Raw genomic sequence first — 23,818 nt, forward strand, 5'->3', positions numbered from 1 at the left:
CATGCTCCTGTAGAGCCGAGCCCATGCTCGGCTCTCGCACCACGTCTGTAGAGTCGAGCCATGCTCGACTGAGCCGAGCATGGCTCGGCTCTACACCGGATCGATCACTCCTGTTCCGGCAGCGGCGGCACGCCTGCGCTGCGCTTGCTCTCACCGCCACCGGCGGCGATCAGGTCGCGGGTGTTCTTCTGCACCGCCACCGCACCGAACAGCGACAGCGCGTAGGCCATGCCATAGAAGCCCTTCTCGCTCGATGCCAGGGTGGCATTCCACAGGCCGACCAGCAGCAGCATCAGCGCCGACAGCAGCGCGAACCAGCACAGCGCGTAGTACAAACCACTCACCGGAATACCCTCGACGCGGTCACGCACACTCTTCTGCAGCGACACCGCCGCGAACAGGCCGAACAGCAGCAGGGTCAGGTAGTAGCCCTTCTCGTTGAGCGCCATCGTGGCGGCGTTGAACAGGCCGATCAGGTAGGCCGCCGCGCCCAGCAACAGGGCCACCCACGAGGCGGCGATGAAGGCGGTGGACGGCTTGTGGGGCATGGCAGTGTTCATTGCAGATCCTTGGCAGGCAGTCGGGCACGCGTTGCCCGGGCGTGCCCACCCTAGACGATCCCGCCGCCGTCGCACAGGGGGGCGCAGGACCTTCGGGCCACGACGGTCACCGCTCCAGTGGTATACAAGGGACAGCCCGGCCATCCGCATCCCCGCCCTGGAGATACCCATGACCCGCATGCCCCTGCTGCTCGCCCTCGGCCTGGTGCCGATCCTCGCCACCTCCGCCTGCAATGCCGCCGACCCCGGCGCCAACGGCGCCCAGACCAGCGCGCCCGCAGCCTCCTCCGCCGCCGACCAGCGCCCGTTCACCGCCACCGAAGTCAGCCGTTTTGACCAGCCGTGGGCGATGACCTTCCTGCCCGACGGCAGCCTGCTGGTCACCGAGAAGCGCGGCAAGCTGCAGCACCTGGATCTGGCCAGCGGCCAGAAGCACGAGATCACCGGCGTTCCGAAGGTCGCCTACGGTGGCCAGGGCGGTTTCGGCGACATCATCCTGCATCCCGATTTCGCCCGTAATCACGTTGTGTACCTCAGCTACGCCGAGGAAGGCACGCTGGACACCCGCGGTGCTGCCGTGGCCCGTGCCACGCTGGCGCTGGACGCCAACGGCGCCGGTCAGCTCAAGGACCTGAAGGTGATCTGGCGGCAGAGCCCCAAGGTCAGCGGTGAGGGCCACTACGGCCACCGCCTCGCTTTCGGCCCGGACGGCAAGCTGTGGATCAGCTCCAGCGAGCGGCAGAAGTTCGATCCGGCGCAGGACATGGGCGGCAACCTCGGCAAGATCATCCGCCTCAACGATGACGGCAGCCTGCCGGCCGACAACCCGTTCGCCTCGCAGGGCGGCGTGGCCGCGCAGGTGTGGTCGCTGGGCCACCGCAACATCCTCGGCATGGCCTTCGACGCCAACGGCAAGCTGTGGGCACACGAGATGGGCCCGGCCGGCGGCGACGAACTGAACCTGATCGTGCGCGGCGCCAACTACGGTTACCCGATCGTCTCCAACGGCGACCATTACGACGGCCGACCGATACCTGACCACGACACGCGTCCGGAATTCGCCGCCCCGAAGGTGACCTGGACGCCGGTGATCTCGCCGGCCGGCTTCGTGATCTACAGCGGCAGCCTGTTCCCGCAGTGGAAGGGCAGCGGCTTCATCGGTGGGCTGTCGTCGACCTCGCTGGTGCGTGTGGCGTTCGACGGCGACAGCGCGCGCGAGGCCGAACGCTTCAACATGGGCGAGCGCATCCGCGAAGTGGAACAGGGTCCGGATGGCGCGCTGTGGCTGCTGGAAGATGGCAGCAAGGCGCGCCTGTTGAAGCTGACGCCGAAGGCCTGATCGGCACCTTTTCCCGGAACGGCCCCGCATGCGGGGCCGTTTCCGTTTACTGGATGGTGATGACCTTCACCTCGGTCTTCGTGCAGGCCTGGTCCAGGCACTGCCCGTTCAACCACACCTGTCCATCGCCAATCATCACGCCCTGCTGGTTGACGAAGACCTTGCCGAAGTCCTGCTCGGACACCGCCTTGACCACCGCCGGGGTGATGATCTTCTCGTAGTTGCGCTGGAACTCACCGGGGCGGGTGATCTTCTTTCCGCCGCTGATGTTCAACGGGAAGTGCACTTCCTCGACCACGGCAGCACGATCACCGCCGACCACCGCGGTCTTGAACGCGTTGAACACCTTTTCGTACTGCGCCGCATCGCCAAGCAGCGACTCGATGCGCGCGCGTGCGTCTTCGGAGGGCGCTTCCGCTTCGGACGCGGCCGGTGCGGCGGCGGTGGGCTCAGCGGGGGGTGCCGCAGGCGTCGCTGCAGCACTGGCCTCCATCGGCGGCGGAGCATCCGCCGCAGGCTCGGCCGGCGGCGCCGGCTGCGAACAGGCGGCCAGCATGAGGGCAGGAATCAGACAGGCCATCCGGCGCATGCGCGCGCTCCATCGAAACAGGGAACCCGATGGTAGCGCCGGGCGACGCCCGGCGTGTTCGTGCAATGTGAGCACAGCAACACCGGGCGTGGCCCGGCGCTACCGCTTGCCGTAGATCCACGCCATGCGTGGATGAGGGCGCAATCAGCCCTTCAGCAGCTCGAACTGCACCGCTTCACCGACCGCCGACGAGGCGCATACCCACACGTCGAACACGCCCGGCTCGGCGCGCAGCACGCCGTCGCGGCCGGTGAACGACAGCTGCTCGCGGGTGAGAGTGAACACCACCTCGGTCGACTCGCCCGGCTGCAGTGCCACCTTGCGGAAGTCCTTCAACTCACGCACAGGACGCACGCGGCTGGCCACGCGGTCATGGATGTACAACTGCACCACTTCCTCGCCGGCCACATCACCGCTGTTGGTCAGCGTGGTGGTGAGGGTCAGGGTGTCGTCCCAGCCCAACTGCGCCGCGCTGAGCTGCGGCACGCCGTAGGCGAAGCTGGTGTAGCCGATGCCATGGCCGAACGGGTACAGCGGTTCGTTCGGAATCTCGCGCCAACGGGCCTTGAACTCCGACATGGTCGGCAGTTCCGGGCGACCGGTGCGCGGGTGGTTGTAGAAGTACGGCTGCTGGCCGGATACCTGCGGGAAGCTGACCGGCAGGCGGCCGGACGGACTGTAGTCGCCGAACAGCACATCGGCCACGGCATGGCCGGTCTGCGTGCCCAGGTACCAGGTGACCGCCACGGCGTGCGCGTTGCGCACCGCGCCCTGCAGCGCCAGCGCGCGGCCATTGCGCAGCAACACCACCAGCGGTTTGCCGGTCATCGCCACCGCTTCGGCCAGCGCCTGCTGTGCCGGCGGCAGAGTGATCTCCACGCGCGACTGCGCTTCGCCGCTGTAACGCTGCGGTTCGCCCAGTGCCAGCACCACCACGTCGGCACGCAGAGCGGCAGCCACGGCTGCTTCGGTGCCGCCCGGAATGGCAGTTTCCAGTTCGCAGCCCGGCACGATTTCCAGCAGCGCTTCGTCACCGATGGCGGCACGGACGCCGGTTTCCAGATCCACGTAGCGCTGCTTGTCACCGAACAGCGTCCAGCAGCCTTCAATGTTCTCGCGGTCCTGCACGAACGGGCCGATAAGCGCGATCTTCTGCCCGGTCTTCTGCAGCGGCAGCACGTTGTCGCGGTTGTTCAGCAGCACGATCGAACGGCGCGCGGCGTCGCGCGACAGTTCGTCATGCGCGGCGAGGTGCGAGGTATCCGCTTCGCGCGCCGGGTCCAGCGAACGGTACGGGTCGTCGAACAGGCCGATGGTTTCCTTCAGCCACAGGATGCGGCGCACGCCCTCATCCAGCACCGCCATTGGCACCTCGCCGCTCTCGACCAGGCCCGGCAGGTGCTCGGCGTAGAAGCCGCTCTGCATGCTCAGGTCCAGGCCGGCGGTGAATGCCTTGGCGGTGGCATCGCGATCATCGGCGGCATAGCCGTGCGCGACCAGTTCCATGTCGGCGGTGTAATCAGAGATCACCACGCCCGGGAACTTCCATTCGCCGCGCAGGATGTCGGTCAGCAGTTCGGCATTGGCGCTGGCCGGCACGCCGTTGATGTCGTTGAACGAGGACATCACGGTGATCGCGCCGGCGTCGAAGGCGGCCTTGAACGGCGGCAGGTGCACATCGCGCAGGGTCTGCGGCGAGATGTCCACCATGTTGTATTCCATGCCGGCCATCACCGCGCCGTAGGCGGCGAAGTGCTTCGGCGTGGCCAGCAGCGAATCGGCGGCGCGCAGGTCGCTGCCCTGGAAGCCGCGCACGCGGGCGGCGGCGAACGCACAGCCCAGCACCACGTCCTCACCGGCACCTTCGGCGCCACGGCCCCAGCGCTGGTCGCGGGCGATGTCCACGGCCGGGGCATAGGTCCAGTGCAGGCCGGCAGCGGTGGCCTCGATGGCAGTGGCACGCGCGGTGCGCTCGGCCAGGTCCGGCTCGAAGCTGGCGGCCTCGCCCAGCGGGATCGGGAACACGGTGCGCATGCCGTGGATGACGTCGGCAGCCAGGATCACCGGGATGCCCAGGCGGCTCTCCTCGGTGGCGACCTGCTGGATGCGGCGGCCCAGTTCGGCGCCGACACCATTGAACAGGGACCCGACCTTGCCCTCGCGCACCTGCTGCAGCACCTGGTCGGCATTGCGCACGTTGGCTTCCGGGTTCACGTCCGGGGCGAACGGGCGGACCATGTCTGCGAAGACACCCAGCTGGCCGACCTTTTCCTCGACGGTCATCTGGGCAATGAGGGATTCGATGCGATCGGAGGCCACCGGCAGTCCTTGATGAAAACGTTTACAAGCCCGGCATTCTAGCGATCCCGAGCCGTTTGGCGAGAGGTTTCTTCATTCAGTTTCAGCCACCAGCGGGGACCGTATGGACCCGCCGGGGGCACCGCAGCTTACTCCGAGCCGGCCAACTGGCGCTGCCCGGCCATCAACATGGCGTCGCTGGAGGCCTGGAACACGCGCAGGCCGAAGGCCGGCAGGATCGCCAGCAGGTGGTCGAAGATGTCCGACTGCACCGCCTCGTACTCGCCCCAGGCAGTGCTGCGGGTGAAGCAGTACAGCTCCAGCGGCAGGCCCTCGGTGGTCGGCTGCAGCTGCCGCACCAGCAGGGTCATGTCGGTGTGGATGCCCGGATGGCTGCGCAGGTAGCGCTCCACATAGGCACGGAAAGTGCCCAGATTGGTCACCCGGCGGCTGTTGACCTCGGCCACGCCCTGCTCGCGCAGGCGCCCGTTCCACCGCCCCAGCTCCTGTTCCTTGTCCTGCAGGTAGTCGCGCAGCAGCGCGAACTGGCCGAGGAAGGCCAGGTCGCCCTCGTCCAGGAATCCGACGCTGTGCTGGTCCAGGTACAGCGCGCGCTTGATGCGGCGGCCACCGGCCTCCTGCATGCCGCGCCAGTTCTTGAACGACTCGGTCACCAGCTTCTTGGTCGGGATGGTGGTGATGGTCTTGTCGAAGTTCTGCACGGTGATGGTGTGCAGGGCGATGTCGATCACATCACCATCCGCGTTCTGGCTGGGCATCTCGATCCAGTCGCCGATGCGCACGCGGCCGTCGCCACTGATCTGCACGCTGGCCACCAGCGACAGGATGGTGTCCTGGAAGATCAACATCAGCACTGCGGTGGCCGCGCCAAGGCCGGTGACCAGATAGCGCAGGTCGACGCCGGCCAGGGTGGCAACGATCGACAGGCCGGCGATCACGAAGATGACGATCTTGGCGACCTGCAGGTAGCCCTTGATCGGCTTGTTGCGTGCTTCGGGGCGACGTTCGTAGAGATCGTTGGCCGCATCGAGCGCATGCGAGATGGCCAGCACCACGGTCAGGATCGCCCACGCCTGGCAGGCGCCGATGATGAAGCCCACCAGCCCTGGCGGCAGGTCCGGCACGATGCGGATGCCGGAAGCGATCACCTGGCTGGGCACCACATTGGACAGCCGCGAGATCACCCGCATCAGGTGGCTGCCACGGCCGGTGTCAGCGCCCGGCAGGCGGCTGAGCAGGCGTCGCAGCCCGCGCAGCAGGATGCGCTTTGTCACCCAGTTGGCCAGGCCAGCGGCGATCAGCAGCGCCGAGATCATCAACGCCAGGTAGGCGCCGGGATAGGGTTCCAGTGTGTTCTGCAGCTTTTCCAGCCACTGTACCGCCACCACCGCGTCCACCATCAGTTGTCTCCTTCTTCCTTCATTGATGTTGAGGTTGCCGGCCAGCGGCCGGCACTACAGGGTCAGTCCCGCGTGCGCTCGATGATCACGCCTACCGCGCGCGCGCCGCGCACCGCGCCGGGCTTGCTCAGCTTCAGGCGCAGCCACTTCACGTCGAATTCGGTCAGTACGATCTGCGCGCAACGCTCGGCCAGGGTCTCGACCAGACCGAATTCCGATTCGCGCACGAACTGCTCCAGGCGCTTGCTCACCGCCTTGTAGTTCAGGGTGTGGGCGATGTCATCGGTAGCCGCAGGGCGACGGTTGTCGAAGCCCATTTCCAGGTCGAACACCAGGTCCTGGCGGATCCGTCGCTCCCAATCGTAGATACCGATCAGGGCGTCGATCGTCAGCCCTTCGATGAAAACCTTGTCCATTGCGCTTACCCGCCCGAATACAGGGGACCATGGTAACGGCACGGCGGTGACGCTGCCCGGAACGGGCGATGGGTGGCCGGCACGGGGCGGGCCCGGAAAAAGACAAAGGGCCCCGCTAGCAGGGCCCTTTGATACTACCGTTTGTCCCCAGGGGGAGCTGGAATCCAGCCGCGAGTCCCGGTGGCGCAGGCACGCAGATTAGGCAAGGACCAGATCGCCGGTCAAGGCCAATTCCGACAGGGCAGGTCAGGTATTCGCCCGAGGCGAAACGCAGGAAATCAGCCGCGCGGACAACTACGTTCCCTGATGGTGGTCGCCGCCCACTCTCGCGAACATTGAGCCTTCCTTCACCACCGCACATGACGATGGCTCCATACGATGTACTGCGGCGCGCGTTGTCAGCGGAGCGCCTGTCGACTTACGAGAGAATCGCATCGACCTGCAGCCCTGACGTCACTGCCGATTCCCTGTATCTCTGGAACATGCGGATGTGCGGTGCGCTGATGATGCCGGTCCATCTGTGCGAGGTGGTCATTCGCAACGCCTCAGCAGCTGTGCTTACCCGACAGCACGGCCCGCGTTGGCCGTGGAATGATGCCTTCCGACGCAGACTGCCAACTTCATCCAGTACTTCTCCACGCACGGCACTGGAACAACTTGCCAGCCGCGCAACCGATACACCTGAGATCGTCGCCAACCTGCCAATGGTGTTCTGGCAGCAGCTCTTTACATGTCGCTTCGACTCCACCCTGTGGATACCCGCGCTTGGTGGGGTTCTACGTCATGCGCCTTCGGCCCATCCCAGTGTCATCAGGAAAGCCATCCACGCAGACATTGGACGCATCCGCCACCTGCGCAACCGGATCGCGCACCACGAACCCATCCTGGAACGCGACCTCGGTGCCGACCTGGCCGCGATCGGGCGGCTGATCCACGCCCGCTGCCCGCACACCCTGGGCTGGCTGCAGCGCCATGAGCGGGCGACGACCGTGTTGGCGGCGTCGCCGTTGGCAGGGCGTCGGTAATACGTCCGCCCGGCGTGGCCCGGCGCTGCCGGATCAGACCGCCGGCAGGGTCGCCATGTCCCAGCGCGGGGTCACGTCCACCTTCGGCGGGCTGTGCTGGCCGGCCTGCAGGCGCAGCGCGCCAGCGAAGGCGATCATCGCGCCGTTGTCGGTGCACAGCGCGGGGCGCGGGAAACAGGCGCGGCCGCCCAGGCGCTCGGCCATCTGCTGCAGGCGCGCGCGCAGGCGCTTGTTGGCGCCCACGCCGCCAGCCACCACGATCACGTTGGTCCCGGCCGCTTCCAGCGCGCGCTCGCACTTGATCGACAGGGTCTCGACCACGGCATCCTCAAAGCCACGGGCGATGTCGGCGCGGGTCTGCTCGCTCTGGTCACTGTCACGCCAGGCCATCAGCACCTGGGTCTTCAGGCCGGAGAAACTGAAATCCAGCCCAGGACGGTCGGTCATCGGTCGCGCGAATCGGTACGCACCCGGCGTGCCCTGCTCGGCCAGCCTGGCCAGCTGCGGGCCACCCGGGTACGGCAGGCCCATCAGCTTGGCGGTCTTGTCGAAGGCCTCGCCGGCCGCATCGTCCAGGGTCTCGCCCAGCAGGCGGTACTGGCCGATGGCGTCCACCGCCACCAGCTGGGTATGGCCGCCGGACACCAGCAGCGCCACGAACGGCGCTTCCGGCGGATCGTCTTCCATCAGCGGGGCCAGCAGGTGGCCTTCCATATGGTGTACGCCTACCGCCGGCACCTCCAGCGCCCAGGCCAGCGAGCGGGCCACGCCGGCGCCCACCAGCAGCGCGCCGACCAGGCCCGGACCCGCCGTATAGGCCACCCCATCGATGTCGTCTACGCCCAGACCGGCGTCGGCCAGGGTCTGGCGCACCAGCGGCAGCAGCTTGCGGACGTGGTCGCGGCTGGCCAGCTCGGGCACTACACCGCCGTACTCGGCATGCAGGGCGATCTGGCTGTAGACCGCGTGGGCGCGCAGGGCCGCGCTGCCGGCCAGGTCGGTGTCATACACCGCCACGCCGGTCTCATCACAGGAAGATTCGATGCCAAGGACTCGCATGCCTGCTATTATGACGCCCCTGCCGCCCCCTCGGGGGATGTGCAGATCTCACTGCTTTCGAACTTCCGGCCCGTATTCAGGGTTGGCCGCTTGCAGTTTGTCTATTCGCCGCTATAATGTGCGGCTCGCCGGGCGTGACCCGGTTCTACTGTGTCCCGGAGATTCCATGCCCAGCGTCAAAGTCCGCGAGAACGAGCCCTTCGAGTTTGCTCTTCGCCGCTTCAAGCGCACTTGCGAAAAGGCCGGTGTGCTGGCCGAAACCCGCAAGCGCGAGTTCTACGAAAAGCCGACCCAGGAGCGCAAGCGCAAGGCCGCCGCTGCTGTGAAGCGTCAGCTGCGCCGCTCGTCGCGCGACGTCACCAAGCGTCAGCGCCTGTACTGATCGGACGCATCTTCATTGCGGCGGGTTTGCCTGTCGCGATGGAGCCGAAGCCGGCACGCGCGAGCGTCGCCGGCTTTTTGCGTTTCCGGGTTCGGGCATCCGCCCCGCCCCACCTACCACCACGAGGTTCCTCATGAGCATGAAGCAGCAGCTCACCGAAGACATGAAGGCCGCCATGAAGGCGGGCGAGAAGCACAAGCTGGGCGTGATCCGCCTGATCAATGCCGCCATCAAGCAGCGCGAAGTGGACGAGCGCATTGAACTGGATGACACCGCCGTGATCGCCGTGCTCGACAAGATGGTCAAGCAGCGCAAGGACTCGGTCAACCAGTACGAGGCCGCCAACCGCGAGGACCTGGCCGAGATCGAGCGCGCCGAGATCGTGGTCATCGAAGCCTACCTGCCGGCGAAGATGGGCGAGGCCGAGATCGTGGCCGCCATCCAGGCCGCCATTGCCGAGACCGGCGCCTCCGGCCCGGCCGACATGGGCAAGCTGATGGGCGCACTGAAGCCCAAGCTCGCCGGCCAGGCCGACATGGGCCTGGTGTCCAAGCTGGTCAAGCAGCTGCTGGCATAAGCCATTGCCGGGGTCGGATCCCTTTCGCATCGCGGAAGGGCTCTGACCCCATTGATGCATCCGCTTCACCGCACCTTCGACCCCCGGCTGCTACAACATCCCCATGGTCGAGCAATCCAACGCCCCCACCGGCTCGCGTCCCCACGGCTTCCCCGCACGGCTTCGCCACTACGCTGACCGCCTGCAGGACAGCTTTCCGATGGCGGTCGCCAAGCGCTTCGTCGAAATCGATGTGCTGACCCAGGCCGCTTCGGTCTCCTTCTACGCCCTGCTGTCGATGGCACCGCTGCTGGTGCTGCTGTTGTGGCTGACCGCCTCGCTGTACCCGCCTGCACAACAGACGTTGATCAGCCAGATCGGCTCGGTGGCCGGCAGCAGCGTGGCCAGCGTCGCCGACACCGTGCTGCACAACGCCAACAGCCAGCCCAGCGTGGGTTCGCTGGCCGGGCTGTGGAGCACACTGCTGCTGTTCATCGGCGCCACCGCCGTGTTCGCCCAGCTGCAGAACGCGCTGAACCGGATCTTCCACACCAGCGGCCAGCGCCTGGAAGGCGTCAAGGCCTGGCTACGCAAGCGCGTGTTCTCGTTCGGCGTGGTGCTGGCACTGGGCTTCCTGCTGATCCTCTCGATGACCGCCACCACTGCACTGCAGGTGGTGTTCGCGCAGCTGCCCTCGGTGCTGCCGGCGATCGGCTACCTGACCTCGCTGCTGCTCTACACGCTGGCCTTCGCCTTCCTCTACCACTACCTGCCGGACCGCCGCGTGGCGTGGCGCCAGGCCTTCATCGGCGGCGCCATCACCTCGGTGCTGTTCACCCTGGGCCGGTATGGCATCGGCGTCTACATCGCCACCGTGGCCCCGGGCAGCGCTTACGGCTCGATGGGTGCGCTGGTGATCGCACTGGTGTGGATCTACTACGCCACCGCCGTGTTCTTCGTCGGCGCGCTGATGACCGCGGTGATCGACGAGCGCCTGCATGCACGGGCTCAGCTGGCCAAGGCCGGGGTCGAGGCCGAACAGGCCAGTCCCGACGTCGCCAGCGAGTAAACTAGGGGAACCTGCCGCCCCTGCTGCGCGCCCTGGCGGCCGCGCCCCGTTCTGTTGCCCATGGCCCGTATCCCCGACGCTTTCATCGACGATCTGCTCGCCCGCTCCGACATCGTCGAGGTGGTGGGCAGCCGCGTGCCGTTGAAGCGACAGGGCAAGGAATATGCAGCGCGCTGCCCGTTCCATGACGAGCGCTCGGCGTCGTTCACGGTCTCGCCCACCAAGCAGTTCTATCACTGCTTCGGTTGCGGCGCACACGGCACCGCGATCAGCTTCCTGATGAACTACGACCGCCTCGAGTTCCTCGACGCGGTGGATGAACTGGCCAAGCGCGCAGGCATGGAAGTGCCGCGCAGCGAGAACCCACGCAGCCCCCAGCAGCAGGACGACAGCCGCGAGCTGTACTCGGCGCTGGACGCCGCCACCAAGTTCTTCCAGAAGAATCTGGAAGGCAGCGAGAAGGCACGCGCGTATCTGGAAAGCCGTGGCGTGGACGAAGCGAACCGCGCGCGCTTCCAGATCGGCTACGCACCGGATGGCTACAGCGGCCTGCGCGATGCGCTGGGCAAGGACGAGCGCCGCATGAAGCTGCTCGACCGCGCAGGCCTGTTCTCCAAGAATGATCGCGGCCACGTCTACGACAAGTTCCGCGACCGGGTGATGTTCCCGATCTTCGACCGTCGTGGCCGGGTGATCGCCTTCGGCGGGCGCGTGTTCGAGAAGGACGACGGCCCCAAGTACCTCAACTCGCCCGAAACCGCGCTCTTCCACAAGGGCCGCGAACTGTACGGCCTGTGGCAGGTGCGCCAGGCCAACCAGAAGATCGAGCGGTTGATCGTGGTCGAGGGCTACATGGACGTGGTCTCGCTGTTCCAGTTCGGCGTCACCCAGGCAGTTGCCACGCTGGGCACGGCCACCACGCCGGACCATGCCGAGCTGCTGTTCCGCAACGCGCCGGACGTGTTCTTCTGCTTCGACGGCGACGCCGCCGGCCGCCGTGCCGGCTGGAAGGCGCTGGAGTCGGTGCTGCCGCGCATGAAGGATGGCCGCCAGGCCTTCTTCCTGTTCCTGCCCGATGGCGAGGACCCGGACACCATCGTGCGCAAGGAAGGCGCCGAGGCCTTCAACGAACGCCTGAAGCAGGCCACGCCGCTGTCCCAGTTCTTCTTCGACGAGCTCACCCGCGAGATCAACCTGGGCACGCTGGACGGCAAGGCGCGCCTGGCCGAGCGGGCCAAGCCGATGCTGGCGCAGATTCCCGACGGTGCCTTCGGCGACCTGATGAAGCAGCAGCTGGCGCAGCTGACCGGGCTCGGCGGCAACGCCCCGTCTGTGCGCGCACCGATGCCGCAACGCCAACCACAGCGGGCGATCCAGCCGGTGGCCAGGCGCAGCCTGGTGCGAGGCGCGATCGCTGTGCTGCTGCAGCAGCCCTCACTGGCGCTGACCCTGGGCGGCCAGCACCACTTCCAGGGCCTTCGCCTGCCCGGTGTGGAACTGCTGCTGGAACTGCTGGGGCTGGTCGAACAGCGCCCGGACATCAGCACCGGCGCCCTGCTGGAACACTTCGACGGCCGCGAGGAACAGGCCTCGTTGCATACGCTGGCGGCACAGACGCTGCCCGGCACCGAGGCCAGCTGGACCCAGGAACTGCATGACGCGGTGGCCCAGCTGGAAAAACAGCTGCTGGTGCAACGTCTGGAGGAGTTGTTGGCAAAGCAGCGCCAACAGGGTCTGGACGATACTGACAAATACGAACTGCGCGAGCTGTTGAAGGCCCGCGCCGGGCTGCGCCTGTAGAGGGGCAGACGCTTTCACGGAGAGGACCATGCTGCTGCGCCTGACCTGCCTGCTGTTGTTGTCGCTCTGCCTGCCGCTGGCCGTCCTGGCCGCGGATACCCCGCTCAATGAAGTCCGCCCCGGCCTGTATGCCGGCGGCCAGCCCAGTGCCGCACAGCTGCGCGAACTGGCTGCACAGGGTGTGCGCACGGTGATCGACCTGCGCCAGCCCGACGAAGACCGCGGTTTCGATGAAACCCACGTGGCCGAATCGCTGGGCCTGCGCTATGTGCGCATTCCGGTGGCCGGCGCAGAGGGGCTGGATGCGGCCAATGTGCGCGCCGTGCATCAGGCCCTGCGGCAAAGCCAGGGACCGGTGCTGCTGCACTGCGCCTCCGGCAACCGTGCCGGTGCCGTGCTCGGCTTGGTCAATGCACGTTACGAACACGCCAGCCCGGAACAGGCCCTGCAGCTCGGCCAGCGTGCCGGCCTGAAGTCGCTGGAAGCCGCCACCCGCCAGCGCCTGGCCACGCCATCCATTTCGCCCTGACTCCACCGCACCAAGGACTCTGCCCACCATGACCCGCTGGTGGTCGCGCCTGCGACCGGACAACTTCACCCTCGCCCTGCTGTGCACCGTCGGCCTGGCCTCCCTGCTGCCGATGAAGGGCGCCGCCGCCATCGTCCTCGACGATGTCACCACCGTCGCCATCGCCGCGCTGTTCTTCCTGCATGGCGCGCGCCTGCCGCGCGAGTCGATCATCGGCGGCATGCTGCACTGGCGGCTGCACCTGACCATCCTGGCCTGCACCTTCATCCTGTTCCCGCTGCTGGGGCTGATGTTCAAGCCACTGTCGGGCTGGCTGCTGACCCCGGAGCTGTACCTGGGCGTGCTGTTCCTGTGCACCCTGCCCTCCACCGTGCAGTCGTCCATCGCGTTCACCTCGATGGCGCATGGCAACGTACCAGCAGCGGTGTGCAGTGCCTCGCTGTCGAGCATCCTCGGCGTGTTCCTCACCCCGCTGCTGCTGACCGCGTTGGCCGGCACCTCCGGCGGCGTGCACGATCCGCTGCATGCGATCGGCGGCATCATGCTGCAGTTGCTGGTGCCGTTCGTGGCCGGCCATCTGCTGCGGCCGTGGATTGCCGGCTGGGTGGAGAAGCAGCGTGCACTGCTGCGCTACACCGACCAGGCCACCATCCTGCTGGTGGTGTACTCGGCCTTCGGCGAAGCCGTCACCGAGGGCCTGTGGAGCAAGACGCCGCTGCTGTCACTGCTGGCCGTGGCCGTCGTGGCCGCGGTGCTGCTGGGCATCGCCATGCCGCTGATCACCTTCATCGCCCGCCGCCTGCGCTTCAACCGCGAGGACGAGATCGCCATCGTGTTCTGCGGCTCGAAGAAGAGCCTGGCCACGGGCGTGCCGATCGCCAAGGTGTTGTTCGCTGGTGGCAGCCTCGGTGCCATCGTGCTGCCGGTGATGATCTACCACCAGATCCAGCTGATCGTCTGCGGCGTGATCGCGCAGCGGTATGCGCGGCGCAAGCCCTGACCATCCGGGAAATCATCCACGCATGGAGTGGATCTACTGGGCGCGTGGGCCGCTGCGGGAAAACATCACGCATGGCGTGGATCTACTGTAGAGCCGAGCCCATGCTCGGCTGGCGGTTGAATGGCACGTGGATGATCACCAGACCGAATCGCTGTCCAGCAGCCGCGCCACGCTGAAGCGCGGCAGCCATACCTGCAGGTCAAAACTGCGGTCACCGGCAGTGTGCCGCCTGGGCGACTCACCGTTGTAACTGGGCAGCGGACGTACACCACAGCGTTGAGGTGCCGTGCAGCCCCAGCCCTCCCCGCCACGCGCCTCGATACGCACGTTGTAGAGCTCCAGATCGTTCAGCAATGCCGTCATCGGGGGGTATGCAATCATCTTCGGCTGCGTACGCATGCCATGCACATTGCCGGTCAGCACCAGCAGCCGTGCGTTGTTCGGCAATGCCTTTGCGCGCACGCGGACCTCTTCGGCCATCGCCCGGTCGCGAGCCCCACTACCCGCCGTTTCGGCAGGTAGCACGCGATCAAAACCGAATACCTGCACGTCGCGCCCCCGGGTACGCAGCGCGCGCGCCGCTTCGATCAGGTCGAGCATGTCCTTGCTGCGACGGCCGTCATGCATGCGGCTGCGGACGCTCCAGTACGGCGTGCCACGCAATGCAGCGCGCGCCTTGGCAGTGCCGGAAGACGCCAGATAGGTCGCCAGCGCGGCGTTTTCGTCAGTCGGCAGCTCCAATGCCAACCGCACCGGAGTGCCATCGGCTGCGTATGCCTCCATCAGTTCCCGAACCAGTAGCGGTGTCTCGCGGGTACCGTGGAATTCGCCCAGTACCAGCAGGCGGTGATCACCGGCGTGCTGGCGGATCTGCGCGACGGTGTCGTCGGCATGCGCACTGAAGGCCATGCCCAGCGCCAGAATCAGCGCGGTGGTCCAACGGAAGACCGTATGCATCCCTGCTCGCTCCTTTCCTTGGGGTCAGGAACAGCAATGGCGACGCCGCTGGAAGAGATCAAGTGTAGAGCCGAGCCCACGCTCGGCTGCTCTTCCATCCCCCCCTCAGCCGAGCATGGGCTCGGCTCTACAGGTGGCGCTTTACAACCAGGGCAGGATCCAGTGGTCCACCAGCAGGAAGGCGAACAGCGCCATCAGGTACACGATGGAGTAATAGAACATCTTCATCGAGAACAGTTCGTCCGGCGGGTCCAGCATGCGCCAGGCGTACCAGAGGAACACGGCGTTGAGCACGATCGCGCCGCCCAGGTAGAACGCACCGCTCATGCCCACCAGGTACGGCAGCAGGCAGACCAGTGCCAGCACCACCGAGTACACCATGATCTGCTTGCGGGTGTGTACCACGCCATGGGTCACCGGCAGCATCGGGATTTCGGCCTTGGCGTAGTCCTCGCGGCGGAAGATCGCCAGTGCCCAGAAGTGCGGCGGCGTCCAGATGAAGATGATCAGCACCAGCAGCGACGAGTACGCCCAGTCCGACGAACCCTGCATGCCGGTCACCGCAGCCCAGCCGAGCATCGGCGGCATCGCGCCGGCCAGGCCGCCGATGACGATGTTCTGCGAGGTCGCGCGCTTGAGGTACACGGTGTAGATCACCGCATAACCGATCAGCGAGGCGAAGGTCAGCACCGCAGTGATCAAGTTCACCCACAGCACCAGGATGGTCATCGACAGCACGATCAGCACGCCGGCGAACACCAGCACCTGCCACGGCTTGACCTTGCCCACCACCAGCGGACGCCACGAAGTGCGCGCCATCTGCGCATCGATGTGCGCATCCAGCAGCTGGTTGATCGCGGCCGCGGCCGAGGCCGCCAGCCAGATGCCGAGGAAACCGAGCACGCCGGCGCGCACCTGCTCCCAGCTGGGCACGCCGGGGATGGCCAGGACCATGCCGACCAGGGCAGTGAAGACGATCAGCGCGACGACCTTGGGCTTGGTCAGGTCCCAGTACTGGCGGTAATTGGAAAACATGGAATCAGTCCGGGGCACGCAGGCGGGCCAGCAGGCTGACCAGCACGAACAACAGGGCAACGGCCACGCCGTTGTGGGCCACGGCCACTTCCAGTGGCAGCGCCAGCTTCACATTGAGGATGCCGAGCGTGACCTGCAGCACCAGCAGCGCGATCAGCGCGCTGGCCCAGCCGCGCATGCTCGGCAACCGGAACAGGCGCACGCCCAGCCACAGCAGGTAGACGGCCACCACCACGGCGAACAGGCGATGGGCCATCTGGATGGCGATACGCGAGGCTCCATCGAGCACGCCGCCTTCGTAATCCACGCCGATGCCACGCCACAGCGTGAAGCCTTCGACGAAGTTGTGCTGCGGCCACCACTGGTTGGCGCAGCGCGGGAAGTTGTCCAGCGAGGCGCTGCCACCGCCGCAGGCCAGCGCCGCGTAGTTGGCGCTGACCCAGCCGCCCAGGGCGATCTGGGTGACCAGCACGGCCAGGCCGATGCGCAGCAGCCACTTCAGCTTCGGCGCCTCGGCCAGGGTGATCGGCATGTGCGTGGCACGCCACGCCATCCAAGCCAGCAGCGCGAACATCAGCATGCCGCCCAGCAGATGGCCCATCACCACGATGGGCTTGAGCAGCAGGGTCACCGTCCACATGCCCAGCAGGGCCTGGAAGATCACCACGGCCAGGGTCAGCAGTGCAGCGCGCGCCAGGTCGATGTTGCTCCAGCGCAGCGCGGCGATCAGCAGGATCGCCTCGCCGATCAGAGCCAAGGTACTGGCGGTGCCATGCCAGCCCATCATGTACAGCGGTATGCCGGCGGCCACCAGCACGCAGGCGGTCACCACCGCCGTGCTTCCGAATCGCCGCTTGCGCGTGGCCAGCAGCGCCAGGGTCAGGATCTCGATGCCCAGTGCGCCGGCCAGGAACCGGTGCACCTGTTCACGCCAGGCCTTGTGGGTCTCCAGCGGGCGGATCTCCGCCGCCGGGTGGCCGATGGTCTCTTCCACGTGCTGCGGCCAGGTGGCCTGGCCATAGCAGGTCGGCCAGTCCGGGCAGCTCAGGCCGGCATCGGACAGGCGCACGAAGGCGCCGAACATGATCGTGCTCGCGGTCATGATCATGGCGAACCACGCCAGGCGGTGGAAATTGCGGTGCAGCGCCGGACGCGCGGAAAGGCTCATCAAACGGGACTCACTTCAGTTTCAGCAACGTGGCCATGTCCTTGCGCAGGCCGCCCAGATCACTACCGGGGGCATGGCGCATGATCACGAAGCCGTTCGGATCGATCACGTAGACCGGCAGTCCAGCCGGATCATCGACGCCGGGCAGCGCCGCGCGCAGGGCTGGCGACGGAGCCAGCGGCCGCAGCGCGGGCAGCGAGGCGATCGACGCCGGTGGCGTTCCCAGCCACAGGATCTCGACATTATCGGCGTTATGGCCGAACAGCTGCCACACCTTGCCCAGTCCCTGCGACAAAGTGACGCACTGCGCGTCGCAGACTCCGGCCGGCGCCACCAGCAGGCGCCAGGTACGGGCCTCGGGATTCCACGGATAAGGCTGGCCGCTGGCCAGGGTCGGCGCCTGCTGGCGCAGGTCCACCGGCGGCTTCAGCAGCTGGCCGGCATTGCGGTGCCCGGTGGGCTGCCAGCCGGAGAAGCGCAGCACGGCAGCCAGCGCCATCGCCCCGAAGAACACGGCAAACAGCAGTACCAGGGTCCGGCGGCCAGAGCCGCGCGCCTGCGGGGACGTAGCAGTGTTCATGCGGGGCATTTTCTCATGGTTGGGTACGGGATGCCGGTCGTGCCACGGCGCGCCTCCTGCGCCACTCCAACACCAGCGCAACGACGAGCACGGTCAGGGCCAGGCCGAACCACTGCACGGCGTAGCCCAGATGACGCTGCGGCGGCAAGGTGTTCGGCAGCAGGTCCAGATCACGTTCGTCGCCGAAGGGCAGCGCCGGGTCCAGGCGCAGTACACGATCGGGAAGTGACTGCACCCCCAGCGCCCGGGCCAGGCCTCCGGCCGGCAACCGGCTGGCCAGCCAGCGGCCCGCTTCATCGGTGGTGGAGAACGCCGGGCCCAGTGCCAGTCCCGCTGACGGCGGCGGCGCCAGCAACCCACGTACGGCCACCGGCGAAGGTGGCGACGGCACATCCGGCAGGGTGCGATCAGGCGGCAGCGCGCGCCATCCCAGATCGACCAGCAACACACTGCCCTCGTCACTGCGGAACGGGCGGTAGATCTTCACGCCGGCACGGCCGTGCCGGGTCTGGTTGTCCAGCAGCACCACGCCGGGCAGGAAGCGACCGTGGTCGGCCACGCCATGCAACGCACCGGGCGCTGCCAGCGCCTGCGCCAACGACAGTACCTGCGCTGCGGCTGGACCCTGTGCATCCAACATTGCCTGTTTGGCACGCATGCGCTGCAGCTGCCACAGCCCCAATGCGGTGAAACCGGCCATTGCCAGCACGGCCAGCAGCCATCCGAGCACGCGCGTGTGCTGGCGCATCATGACAAGTCCGCGCAAACGCGGTCAGATAGGCACATCCACCCTGCCCTCAAGCCGCGCATGAGTGATTCGCTGAAGACCCTGCTGGTAATCGCGTTTCTGATCGTCATCGTCTGGAATCTGGGCGCCGGCCTGTATTACCTGCTGGTCGACCGCGGCCAGACCAAGCGCACGGTCAACGCACTGACACGCCGCATCGGGGTGTCGGTGGCCTTGATCGTACTGGTGATCGTGAGCATCTACATGGGCTGGATCAAGCCGCACGGCATCGGCGGCTGAGGCCACCGATGCGTGCGCGGTCAAAGCACGTAGACGAACAGGAACAGCATCAGCCACACCACGTCGACGAAGTGCCAGTACCACGCGGCCGCTTCGAAAGCGAAATGGTTGTCGCGGGTGAAGTGTCCCTTCGCCGACCGCAGCCACATCACGATCAGCATGATCGTGCCCAGCAGCACGTGTGCGCCGTGGAAGCCGGTCAGCATGAAGAATGTGGAACCGTAGATGCCTGAGCCGAGTGTCAGGTTCAGTTCCTTGTAGGCGTGGATGTACTCCTCCGCCTGCAGGGTCAGGAAGCCGAGGCCGAGCAATACCGTCAGGCCCAGCCAGATCAGCAGCTGGCGGCGGTTGCCTGCCTTCAGCGCATGATGGGCGATGGTCAGGGTCACGCCCGAAGTCAGCAGGATCAGCGTATTGATCAGCGGCAGGCCCCAGGCCGGAATGGTCTGGAACGCGCCACCGATCGCTGCCGGGCCATTGGTCGGCCAGCCGGCCGAGTAGCCCTGCCACAGCAGTTCGTTGGTCATCACCCCGCGCCCTTCGCCGCTCAACCACGACAGGCCGAGGTGGCGGGTGTAGAACAGCGCACCGAAGAAGGCACCGAAGAACATCACTTCGGAGAAGATGAACCAGACCATCCCCATCCGGAACGAACCGTCCACCTGCCGGTTGTAGTTGCCGGCCTGCGACTCGCGCACCACGTCGCTGAACCACCAGAACAGGGTCAGCACCAGCATCGCCACGCCGATGTAGAAGGTCCAGCGGCCCCAGCTGGCGTCATTGAGCCAGCTGGCCACGCCCACCATGGTCACCATCATCGCGATGGAACCCACGAATGGCCATTTGCTCTGGGCCGGGACGAAGTACACGTTGGCGTCGGTCGGTGTCTGGGCCATGTCGGTATCCGGGTCAGGGTGCGGCGTGCGCGCCTTCCGAGGTGGCGGCCGGGGCCAGCCGATCGGACAGCGCGTCGTTGCGGTAGAAGGTGTAGGACAAGGTGATCGTCCTGATCTCCGGCGGCAGATCCGGATCGACGATGAAGCGCACCGGCATATCGCGCTTCTCGCCGGCCTGCAGGGTCTGCGCAGTGAAGCAGAAGCACTCGGTCTTGCTGAAGAATCCCGACGCGCGTGCCGGCGCCACCGAAGGCACCGCGCTGCCGACCACCGCCTGCTGGCTGTCGTTGCGTGCGAAGTACAACGCTTCGTTGAGTTCGCCGGGCACCACGTCCATGGTCAGCTGTTCGGGATGGAACGACCACGGCAGGCGCGAGTTGACGCCGCCATCGAATTCCACCCGTACGGTGCGCTTGCCGGACGCCGCACCCGCACTGGCTTCGCTGCCGGGGCCGCGCTCCAGTCGCACGCCGAACACCTTCTCGCAGGCGATGCGATACAGCGGCACCAGCGAGAACGTCAGCAGGAACACCGCCACCGCCACGCCGATCAGGCGCGGCAGCCCGGCACTGCGTGAGGTCGCGGTGGCCGGTGCGTCGCTCATCGGCCGATCACCCCACTGAGGATGAAACCGACGTAGACCAGCACAGCGATGGCGCCGACCCACATCGCCGTGCGCCTGGCGCGCCGGCGTTGCTGTTCGATGCCGTTTTCCGGGGCGTCGCCCGGGCTGTTGTAGAGCCGAGCCATGCTCGGCTGCTTTTCGTCAGCCGAGCATGGCTCGACTCTACAGGTCTGCAGCGGGCTCTCGTTATGCATGCCCCACCTCAGTGCGTGATGTCGTCATGCGCCAGATCCCCCGGGCGGATGGTCGGCGGCGTGGTGAAGGTGTGCGCCGGTGCCGGCGATGGCAGCGTCCACTCCAGCCCACGTGCGCCTTCCCAGGAACGCGCCTCGGCCTTCTCGCCATTGCGCAGCGAGGACAGCAGGATCGCGGCCATCATGAACGGCGTGACGAACATGCCGAATGCACCGATCGAGCTGATCAGGTTCCAGTCGGCGAAGGCCACGCTGTAATCGGGAATACGGCGCGGCATGCCGGCCAGGCCGAGGAAGTGCTGCGGGAAGAACAGCAGGTTGACGAACACGATCGACCACCAGAAGTGCACCTTGGCCCACTTCTCGCTGTACATGCGCCCGGTCCACTTCGGCCACCAGTAGTACACCGCGGCAATCAGTGCGAACACCGCGCCGGTCACCAGCACGTAGTGGAAGTGGGCGACCACGAAGTAGGTGTCGTGATACTGGAAGTCGGCGGCAACGATCGCCAGCATCAGGCCGGAGAAGCCGCCGATGGTGAACAGGATGACGAAGGCCACCGACCACAGCATCGGCGCTTCGAACGTCAGCGAGCCGCGCCACATGGTGCTGACCCAGTTGAACACCTTCACGCCGGTCGGGATCGAGATCAGCATGGTGGCGAACATGAAGTAGATCTCGCCACCCAGCGGCATGCCCACGGTGAACATGTGGTGGGCCCAGACGATGAACGACAGGAACGCGATCGCGGCGGTGGCGTACACCATCGCCTGGTAGCCGAACAGCGGCTTGCGGCTGAAGGTTGGGATGATCTCACTGACCACGCCGAAGGCGGGCAGGATCATGATGTAGACCTCGGGGTGCCCGAAGAACCAGAAGATGTGCTGGTACATCACCGGGTCACCGCCACCGGCGGCATTGAAGAAGCTGGTCCCGAAGAACTTGTCGGTCAGCAGCATGGTCACCGCACCGGCCAGCACCGGCATCACCGCAATCAGCAGGAAGGCGGTGATCAGCCAGGCCCAGCAGAAGATCGGCATCTTCAGCAGGTCGATGCCCGGCGCGCGCATGTTGAGCACGGTGGCGATGATGTTGATCGCGCCCATGATCGAACTGATGCCGGCCACGTGGATGGCGAACACGCTGAAGGCGACGTTGTAGCCGCCCTGCAGCGACAGCGGCGGGTACAGCGTCCAGCCACCTGCCGGTGCGCCGCCAGGCAGGAACAGGGTCAGCAGCAGCAGGCTGAAGGCCACCGGCAGCAGCCAGAACGACCAGTTGTTCATGCGCGGCAGCGCCATGTCCGGCGCGCCGATCTGCAGCGGGATCATCCAGTTGGCCAGGCCCACGAAGGCCGGCATCACGCCACCGAAGATCATCACCAGCGCATGCACGGTGGTCATCTGGTTGAAGAACTCGGGCTTGACGAACTGCAGGCCCGGCTGCGCCAGCTCGGCGCGGATCACCACGCTCATCGCCGCACCGATGATGAACATGATGAAGCTGAAACCGAGGTACAGCGTGCCAATGTCCTTGTGGTTGGTCGAGAAGAACCAACGCTCGAAGAAGCTCTGGTGGTGATGGTGATCGTCGTGCCCAACTGCCGAGTGCGCCATTGCAAAACACCTCTCAGAATCGGTTGTCACCACGGCCGCGAGCGGCCGCGGGCTTTACATCACGCGCCGCTGGCTGCGGTGGCAGGTGCGCTGCCCGCTTCTGCAGCAGCAGGCGCAGCCGGTGCTTCGCCCGCCGGTGCAGTCGGTTCGGCCGGTGCCGCAGGTGCCGCCGGCGTGGCAGGCGCCGCAGGCTTGCGCTGCGCCAGCCACTGCTTGAAGTCTTCCTTGGACACCGCCTCGACCACGATCGGCATGAAGCCGTGGTCCTTGCCGCACAGCTCTGCGCACTGCCCGCGGTACACGCCGGGCTGCTCGATGCTGGTCCAGGCTTCGTTGATGAAGCCGGGGATGGCGTCCTGCTTCCAGCCCAGCGCCGGTACCCACCAGGCGTGGATCACGTCGTCGGAGGTGATGACGAAACGCACCTTGGTATCGACCGGCAGCACCAGGCGGTTGTCGACATCCAGCAGGTAGTGCGGATGGCTCTCGCGGGTCGGCACGACGCCGCTCTGCCGCACACGGTCGGACTCGCGGTCCAGCCGGCTGGTGAAGGTGACGTTCTCGCCGAGGTATTCGTACTTCCACATCCACTGGTAGCCGGTGACCTTCACCGTCATCTCGGCATCGCGGGTGTCGTACATCTTGATCAGGTTGGCCGTGGCCGGCCAGGCCATCACGATCAGGATGATCACCGGGATCACCGTCCAGATCACCTCGGCCTTGGTGTTGTGGCTGAAGGTGGCGGCGACCGCGCCCTTGGATTTGCGGAACTTGAACATGGCGTAGGCCATCGCCCCGAACACGATGACGCCGATCACCGTGCAGATGATCAACGACAGGTTGTTCGATTCCCAGGCCAGGCGCGAGGTCTGGGTCACCCCCTTACCCATGTTCAGCTGCCACGGCTTCGGATCGGCCGCCTGGGCCCAGGCCAACGCTGGCATCAGTCCCCCGGTCGCCAGCACTGCGGCAACCGCGTTCACGCACTTCGTGCCCCACCTGCTGCTTTGCTTCATTGCCTAGACCCTTAGCGTCGTCGGTTGCCGCCATCGCTGGCGGCGAGCAAGCTTTCAAGTGTCTCTGCGAGCGTCTGACGTTCGGCCGGCGCGAGGAAACTCCCCACCTCCACCTGCCGGCCGCTGGATGCCAGCCGGACCCTCTCATCGTCGGTGAGCAGGCGCACCCAGTGGGGGTGGGCCCGGAACACCGGCGATCCACCGGGTACGGGGATGACCTCCACGTACGCCGGCACTACCCGGATCTCCTCCTGCCGTTCACCGCTGCGCCACAAGGCACGCAGCGCGGCCGCCAGCACCAGGCTGTACAGCAGCGCGAACAGGGGGGCGAATGCATTGCCGGCCAACCACCCGAGGGCGGACACCAGCCACATCGCACCCGACAACACGGTGAACAACAGGACGAACTGCCGGGCATCGAGCGCCCGTGGGGGACGCAGCCGCAGCTGCGTACCTGACCCATCCGGAGCTGGAAGCACCTCGATCATGTCGCAACCGCGTTCCTGCCGCGGGAAACGTCTCGATGGTAGCCCCGCCCTCTCGCCGGTAGCAAGGGTGCATTCACACTTTTTCCCATGCTGCAACACAGCATGAGGTCGGCGACACAAATGACGAATTCAGCACAAATTCTTCCGAGCTTGCTGAACACGCTGAATCCACC

At 66.5% G+C, this 23,818-nt stretch carries 26 protein-coding genes; 9 read left to right on the top strand and 17 right to left on the bottom strand.

The window, feature by feature from the left end; all coding sequences use genetic code 11:
- Positions 1 to 104: 104 nt before the first annotated feature.
- A complete protein-coding gene (gene yiaA, locus AC5QAH_RS20025) occupies positions 105 to 560 on the bottom strand; it encodes an inner membrane protein YiaA (RefSeq protein WP_010484216.1) in 456 nt (151 codons plus the stop codon).
- Positions 561 to 729: 169 nt separating this feature from the next.
- On the opposite strand from yiaA, the gene AC5QAH_RS20030 reads away from it, so the two are divergent.
- Positions 730 to 1,899: a PQQ-dependent sugar dehydrogenase gene (locus AC5QAH_RS20030; RefSeq protein WP_019336754.1), complete on the top strand. Its 1,170-nt coding sequence runs from the start codon at positions 730 to 732 to the stop codon at positions 1,897 to 1,899.
- A 46-nt stretch (positions 1,900 to 1,945) separates the two neighbouring features.
- Here AC5QAH_RS20030 and AC5QAH_RS20035 read toward each other — a convergent pair whose 3' ends face one another.
- From AC5QAH_RS20035 to folB, 4 genes are all read right to left on the bottom strand, one after another.
- Entirely contained in the window at positions 1,946 to 2,488 is a 543-nt protein-coding gene (locus tag AC5QAH_RS20035; RefSeq protein WP_311068876.1) for a hypothetical protein, read from the bottom strand.
- Positions 2,489 to 2,632: 144 nt separating this feature from the next.
- Entirely contained in the window at positions 2,633 to 4,807 is a 2,175-nt protein-coding gene (locus AC5QAH_RS20040; protein WP_311068875.1) for a glycoside hydrolase family 3 N-terminal domain-containing protein, read from the bottom strand.
- A gap of 128 nt (positions 4,808 to 4,935) precedes the next feature.
- Positions 4,936 to 6,207: a mechanosensitive ion channel family protein gene (locus AC5QAH_RS20045; RefSeq protein ID WP_241874453.1), complete on the bottom strand. Its 1,272-nt coding sequence runs from the start codon at positions 6,205 to 6,207 to the stop codon at positions 4,936 to 4,938.
- A 62-nt stretch (positions 6,208 to 6,269) separates the two neighbouring features.
- Entirely contained in the window at positions 6,270 to 6,623 is a 354-nt protein-coding gene (gene folB, locus AC5QAH_RS20050) for a dihydroneopterin aldolase (protein WP_019336361.1), read from the bottom strand.
- Between the two features lie 359 nt (positions 6,624 to 6,982).
- Between folB and AC5QAH_RS20055 the strand changes: the two genes are divergently transcribed.
- The gene (locus AC5QAH_RS20055; RefSeq protein WP_241874454.1) at positions 6,983 to 7,648 is read left to right on the top strand and encodes a hypothetical protein; all 666 of its coding nucleotides are present in this window, start codon (positions 6,983 to 6,985) and stop codon (positions 7,646 to 7,648) included.
- Positions 7,649 to 7,681: 33 nt separating this feature from the next.
- Here the strand turns inward: AC5QAH_RS20055 and tsaD are convergent, their stop codons facing one another.
- The gene (tsaD, locus tag AC5QAH_RS20060; RefSeq protein ID WP_010484223.1) at positions 7,682 to 8,707 is read right to left on the bottom strand and encodes a tRNA (adenosine(37)-N6)-threonylcarbamoyltransferase complex transferase subunit TsaD; all 1,026 of its coding nucleotides are present in this window, start codon (positions 8,705 to 8,707) and stop codon (positions 7,682 to 7,684) included.
- 166 nt (positions 8,708 to 8,873) lie between these two features.
- On the opposite strand from tsaD, the gene rpsU reads away from it, so the two are divergent.
- The 6 genes from rpsU (at position 8,874) to AC5QAH_RS20090 (ending at position 14,043) form a co-directional block, all read left to right on the top strand.
- The gene (gene rpsU, locus AC5QAH_RS20065) at positions 8,874 to 9,089 is read left to right on the top strand and encodes a 30S ribosomal protein S21 (protein ID WP_002808376.1); all 216 of its coding nucleotides are present in this window, start codon (positions 8,874 to 8,876) and stop codon (positions 9,087 to 9,089) included.
- Positions 9,090 to 9,222: 133 nt separating this feature from the next.
- Positions 9,223 to 9,666, top strand: coding sequence for a GatB/YqeY domain-containing protein (locus tag AC5QAH_RS20070; protein ID WP_043400028.1), 444 nt, complete (start codon positions 9,223 to 9,225; stop codon positions 9,664 to 9,666).
- Between the two features lie 103 nt (positions 9,667 to 9,769).
- On the top strand, positions 9,770 to 10,714 hold the full coding sequence (locus tag AC5QAH_RS20075) for a YihY/virulence factor BrkB family protein (protein ID WP_049454527.1): 945 nt from the start codon (positions 9,770 to 9,772) through the stop codon (positions 10,712 to 10,714).
- A gap of 60 nt (positions 10,715 to 10,774) precedes the next feature.
- The gene (dnaG, locus tag AC5QAH_RS20080) at positions 10,775 to 12,514 is read left to right on the top strand and encodes a DNA primase (protein ID WP_311068874.1); all 1,740 of its coding nucleotides are present in this window, start codon (positions 10,775 to 10,777) and stop codon (positions 12,512 to 12,514) included.
- 28 nt (positions 12,515 to 12,542) lie between these two features.
- Entirely contained in the window at positions 12,543 to 13,043 is a 501-nt protein-coding gene (locus AC5QAH_RS20085) for a protein tyrosine phosphatase family protein (RefSeq protein WP_010484227.1), read from the top strand.
- A 28-nt stretch (positions 13,044 to 13,071) separates the two neighbouring features.
- Positions 13,072 to 14,043: a bile acid:sodium symporter family protein gene (locus tag AC5QAH_RS20090; RefSeq protein WP_043400036.1), complete on the top strand. Its 972-nt coding sequence runs from the start codon at positions 13,072 to 13,074 to the stop codon at positions 14,041 to 14,043.
- 135 nt (positions 14,044 to 14,178) lie between these two features.
- Here the strand turns inward: AC5QAH_RS20090 and AC5QAH_RS20095 are convergent, their stop codons facing one another.
- The 5 genes from AC5QAH_RS20095 to AC5QAH_RS20115 form a co-directional block, all read right to left on the bottom strand.
- Complete coding sequence (locus tag AC5QAH_RS20095; protein WP_241874455.1) at positions 14,179 to 15,000, bottom strand: calcium-binding protein; 822 nt, start codon at positions 14,998 to 15,000, stop codon at positions 14,179 to 14,181.
- A 141-nt stretch (positions 15,001 to 15,141) separates the two neighbouring features.
- On the bottom strand, positions 15,142 to 16,035 hold the full coding sequence (gene cyoE / locus AC5QAH_RS20100) for a heme o synthase (RefSeq protein ID WP_014035731.1): 894 nt from the start codon (positions 16,033 to 16,035) through the stop codon (positions 15,142 to 15,144).
- A 4-nt stretch (positions 16,036 to 16,039) separates the two neighbouring features.
- Positions 16,040 to 17,203 carry a COX15/CtaA family protein gene (locus AC5QAH_RS20105; protein WP_019662221.1) on the bottom strand — a complete coding sequence of 388 codons (1,164 nt, stop codon included), beginning with the start codon at positions 17,201 to 17,203 and terminating at the stop codon, positions 16,040 to 16,042.
- Between the two features lie 10 nt (positions 17,204 to 17,213).
- Positions 17,214 to 17,783 carry a redox-active disulfide-containing membrane protein gene (locus AC5QAH_RS20110; RefSeq protein ID WP_026347289.1) on the bottom strand — a complete coding sequence of 190 codons (570 nt, stop codon included), beginning with the start codon at positions 17,781 to 17,783 and terminating at the stop codon, positions 17,214 to 17,216.
- Between the two features lie 13 nt (positions 17,784 to 17,796).
- Positions 17,797 to 18,534, bottom strand: a complete 738-nt coding sequence (locus tag AC5QAH_RS20115) for an SURF1 family protein (protein WP_312386554.1) — start codon at positions 18,532 to 18,534, stop codon at positions 17,797 to 17,799.
- 57 nt (positions 18,535 to 18,591) lie between these two features.
- Between AC5QAH_RS20115 and AC5QAH_RS20120 the strand changes: the two genes are divergently transcribed.
- Positions 18,592 to 18,810, top strand: coding sequence for a twin transmembrane helix small protein (locus AC5QAH_RS20120; RefSeq protein ID WP_010484233.1), 219 nt, complete (start codon positions 18,592 to 18,594; stop codon positions 18,808 to 18,810).
- A gap of 20 nt (positions 18,811 to 18,830) precedes the next feature.
- Here AC5QAH_RS20120 and AC5QAH_RS20125 read toward each other — a convergent pair whose 3' ends face one another.
- The 6 genes from AC5QAH_RS20125 to AC5QAH_RS20150 are packed head-to-tail and all read right to left on the bottom strand — an operon-like array spanning position 18,831 to position 23,645.
- Complete coding sequence (locus AC5QAH_RS20125) at positions 18,831 to 19,706, bottom strand: cytochrome c oxidase subunit 3 (protein WP_049468562.1); 876 nt, start codon at positions 19,704 to 19,706, stop codon at positions 18,831 to 18,833.
- A gap of 13 nt (positions 19,707 to 19,719) precedes the next feature.
- Positions 19,720 to 20,310, bottom strand: coding sequence for a cytochrome c oxidase assembly protein (locus AC5QAH_RS20130; RefSeq protein ID WP_019336368.1), 591 nt, complete (start codon positions 20,308 to 20,310; stop codon positions 19,720 to 19,722).
- Positions 20,307 to 20,525, bottom strand: coding sequence for a hypothetical protein (locus AC5QAH_RS20135; RefSeq protein ID WP_043400048.1), 219 nt, complete (start codon positions 20,523 to 20,525; stop codon positions 20,307 to 20,309). Before AC5QAH_RS20135 ends, AC5QAH_RS20130 begins: the two co-directional genes overlap by 4 nt.
- A gap of 8 nt (positions 20,526 to 20,533) precedes the next feature.
- Positions 20,534 to 22,141 carry a cytochrome c oxidase subunit I gene (ctaD, locus tag AC5QAH_RS20140; RefSeq protein ID WP_005407790.1) on the bottom strand — a complete coding sequence of 536 codons (1,608 nt, stop codon included), beginning with the start codon at positions 22,139 to 22,141 and terminating at the stop codon, positions 20,534 to 20,536.
- Between the two features lie 59 nt (positions 22,142 to 22,200).
- Positions 22,201 to 23,157 carry a cytochrome c oxidase subunit II gene (coxB, locus tag AC5QAH_RS20145; RefSeq protein ID WP_029379934.1) on the bottom strand — a complete coding sequence of 319 codons (957 nt, stop codon included), beginning with the start codon at positions 23,155 to 23,157 and terminating at the stop codon, positions 22,201 to 22,203.
- A gap of 11 nt (positions 23,158 to 23,168) precedes the next feature.
- On the bottom strand, positions 23,169 to 23,645 hold the full coding sequence (locus AC5QAH_RS20150; protein WP_004153894.1) for a DUF2244 domain-containing protein: 477 nt from the start codon (positions 23,643 to 23,645) through the stop codon (positions 23,169 to 23,171).
- Positions 23,646 to 23,818: the final 173 nt, after the last annotated feature.

It is taken from the genome of Stenotrophomonas sp. YJH_SMC_43 (assembly GCF_059372535.1).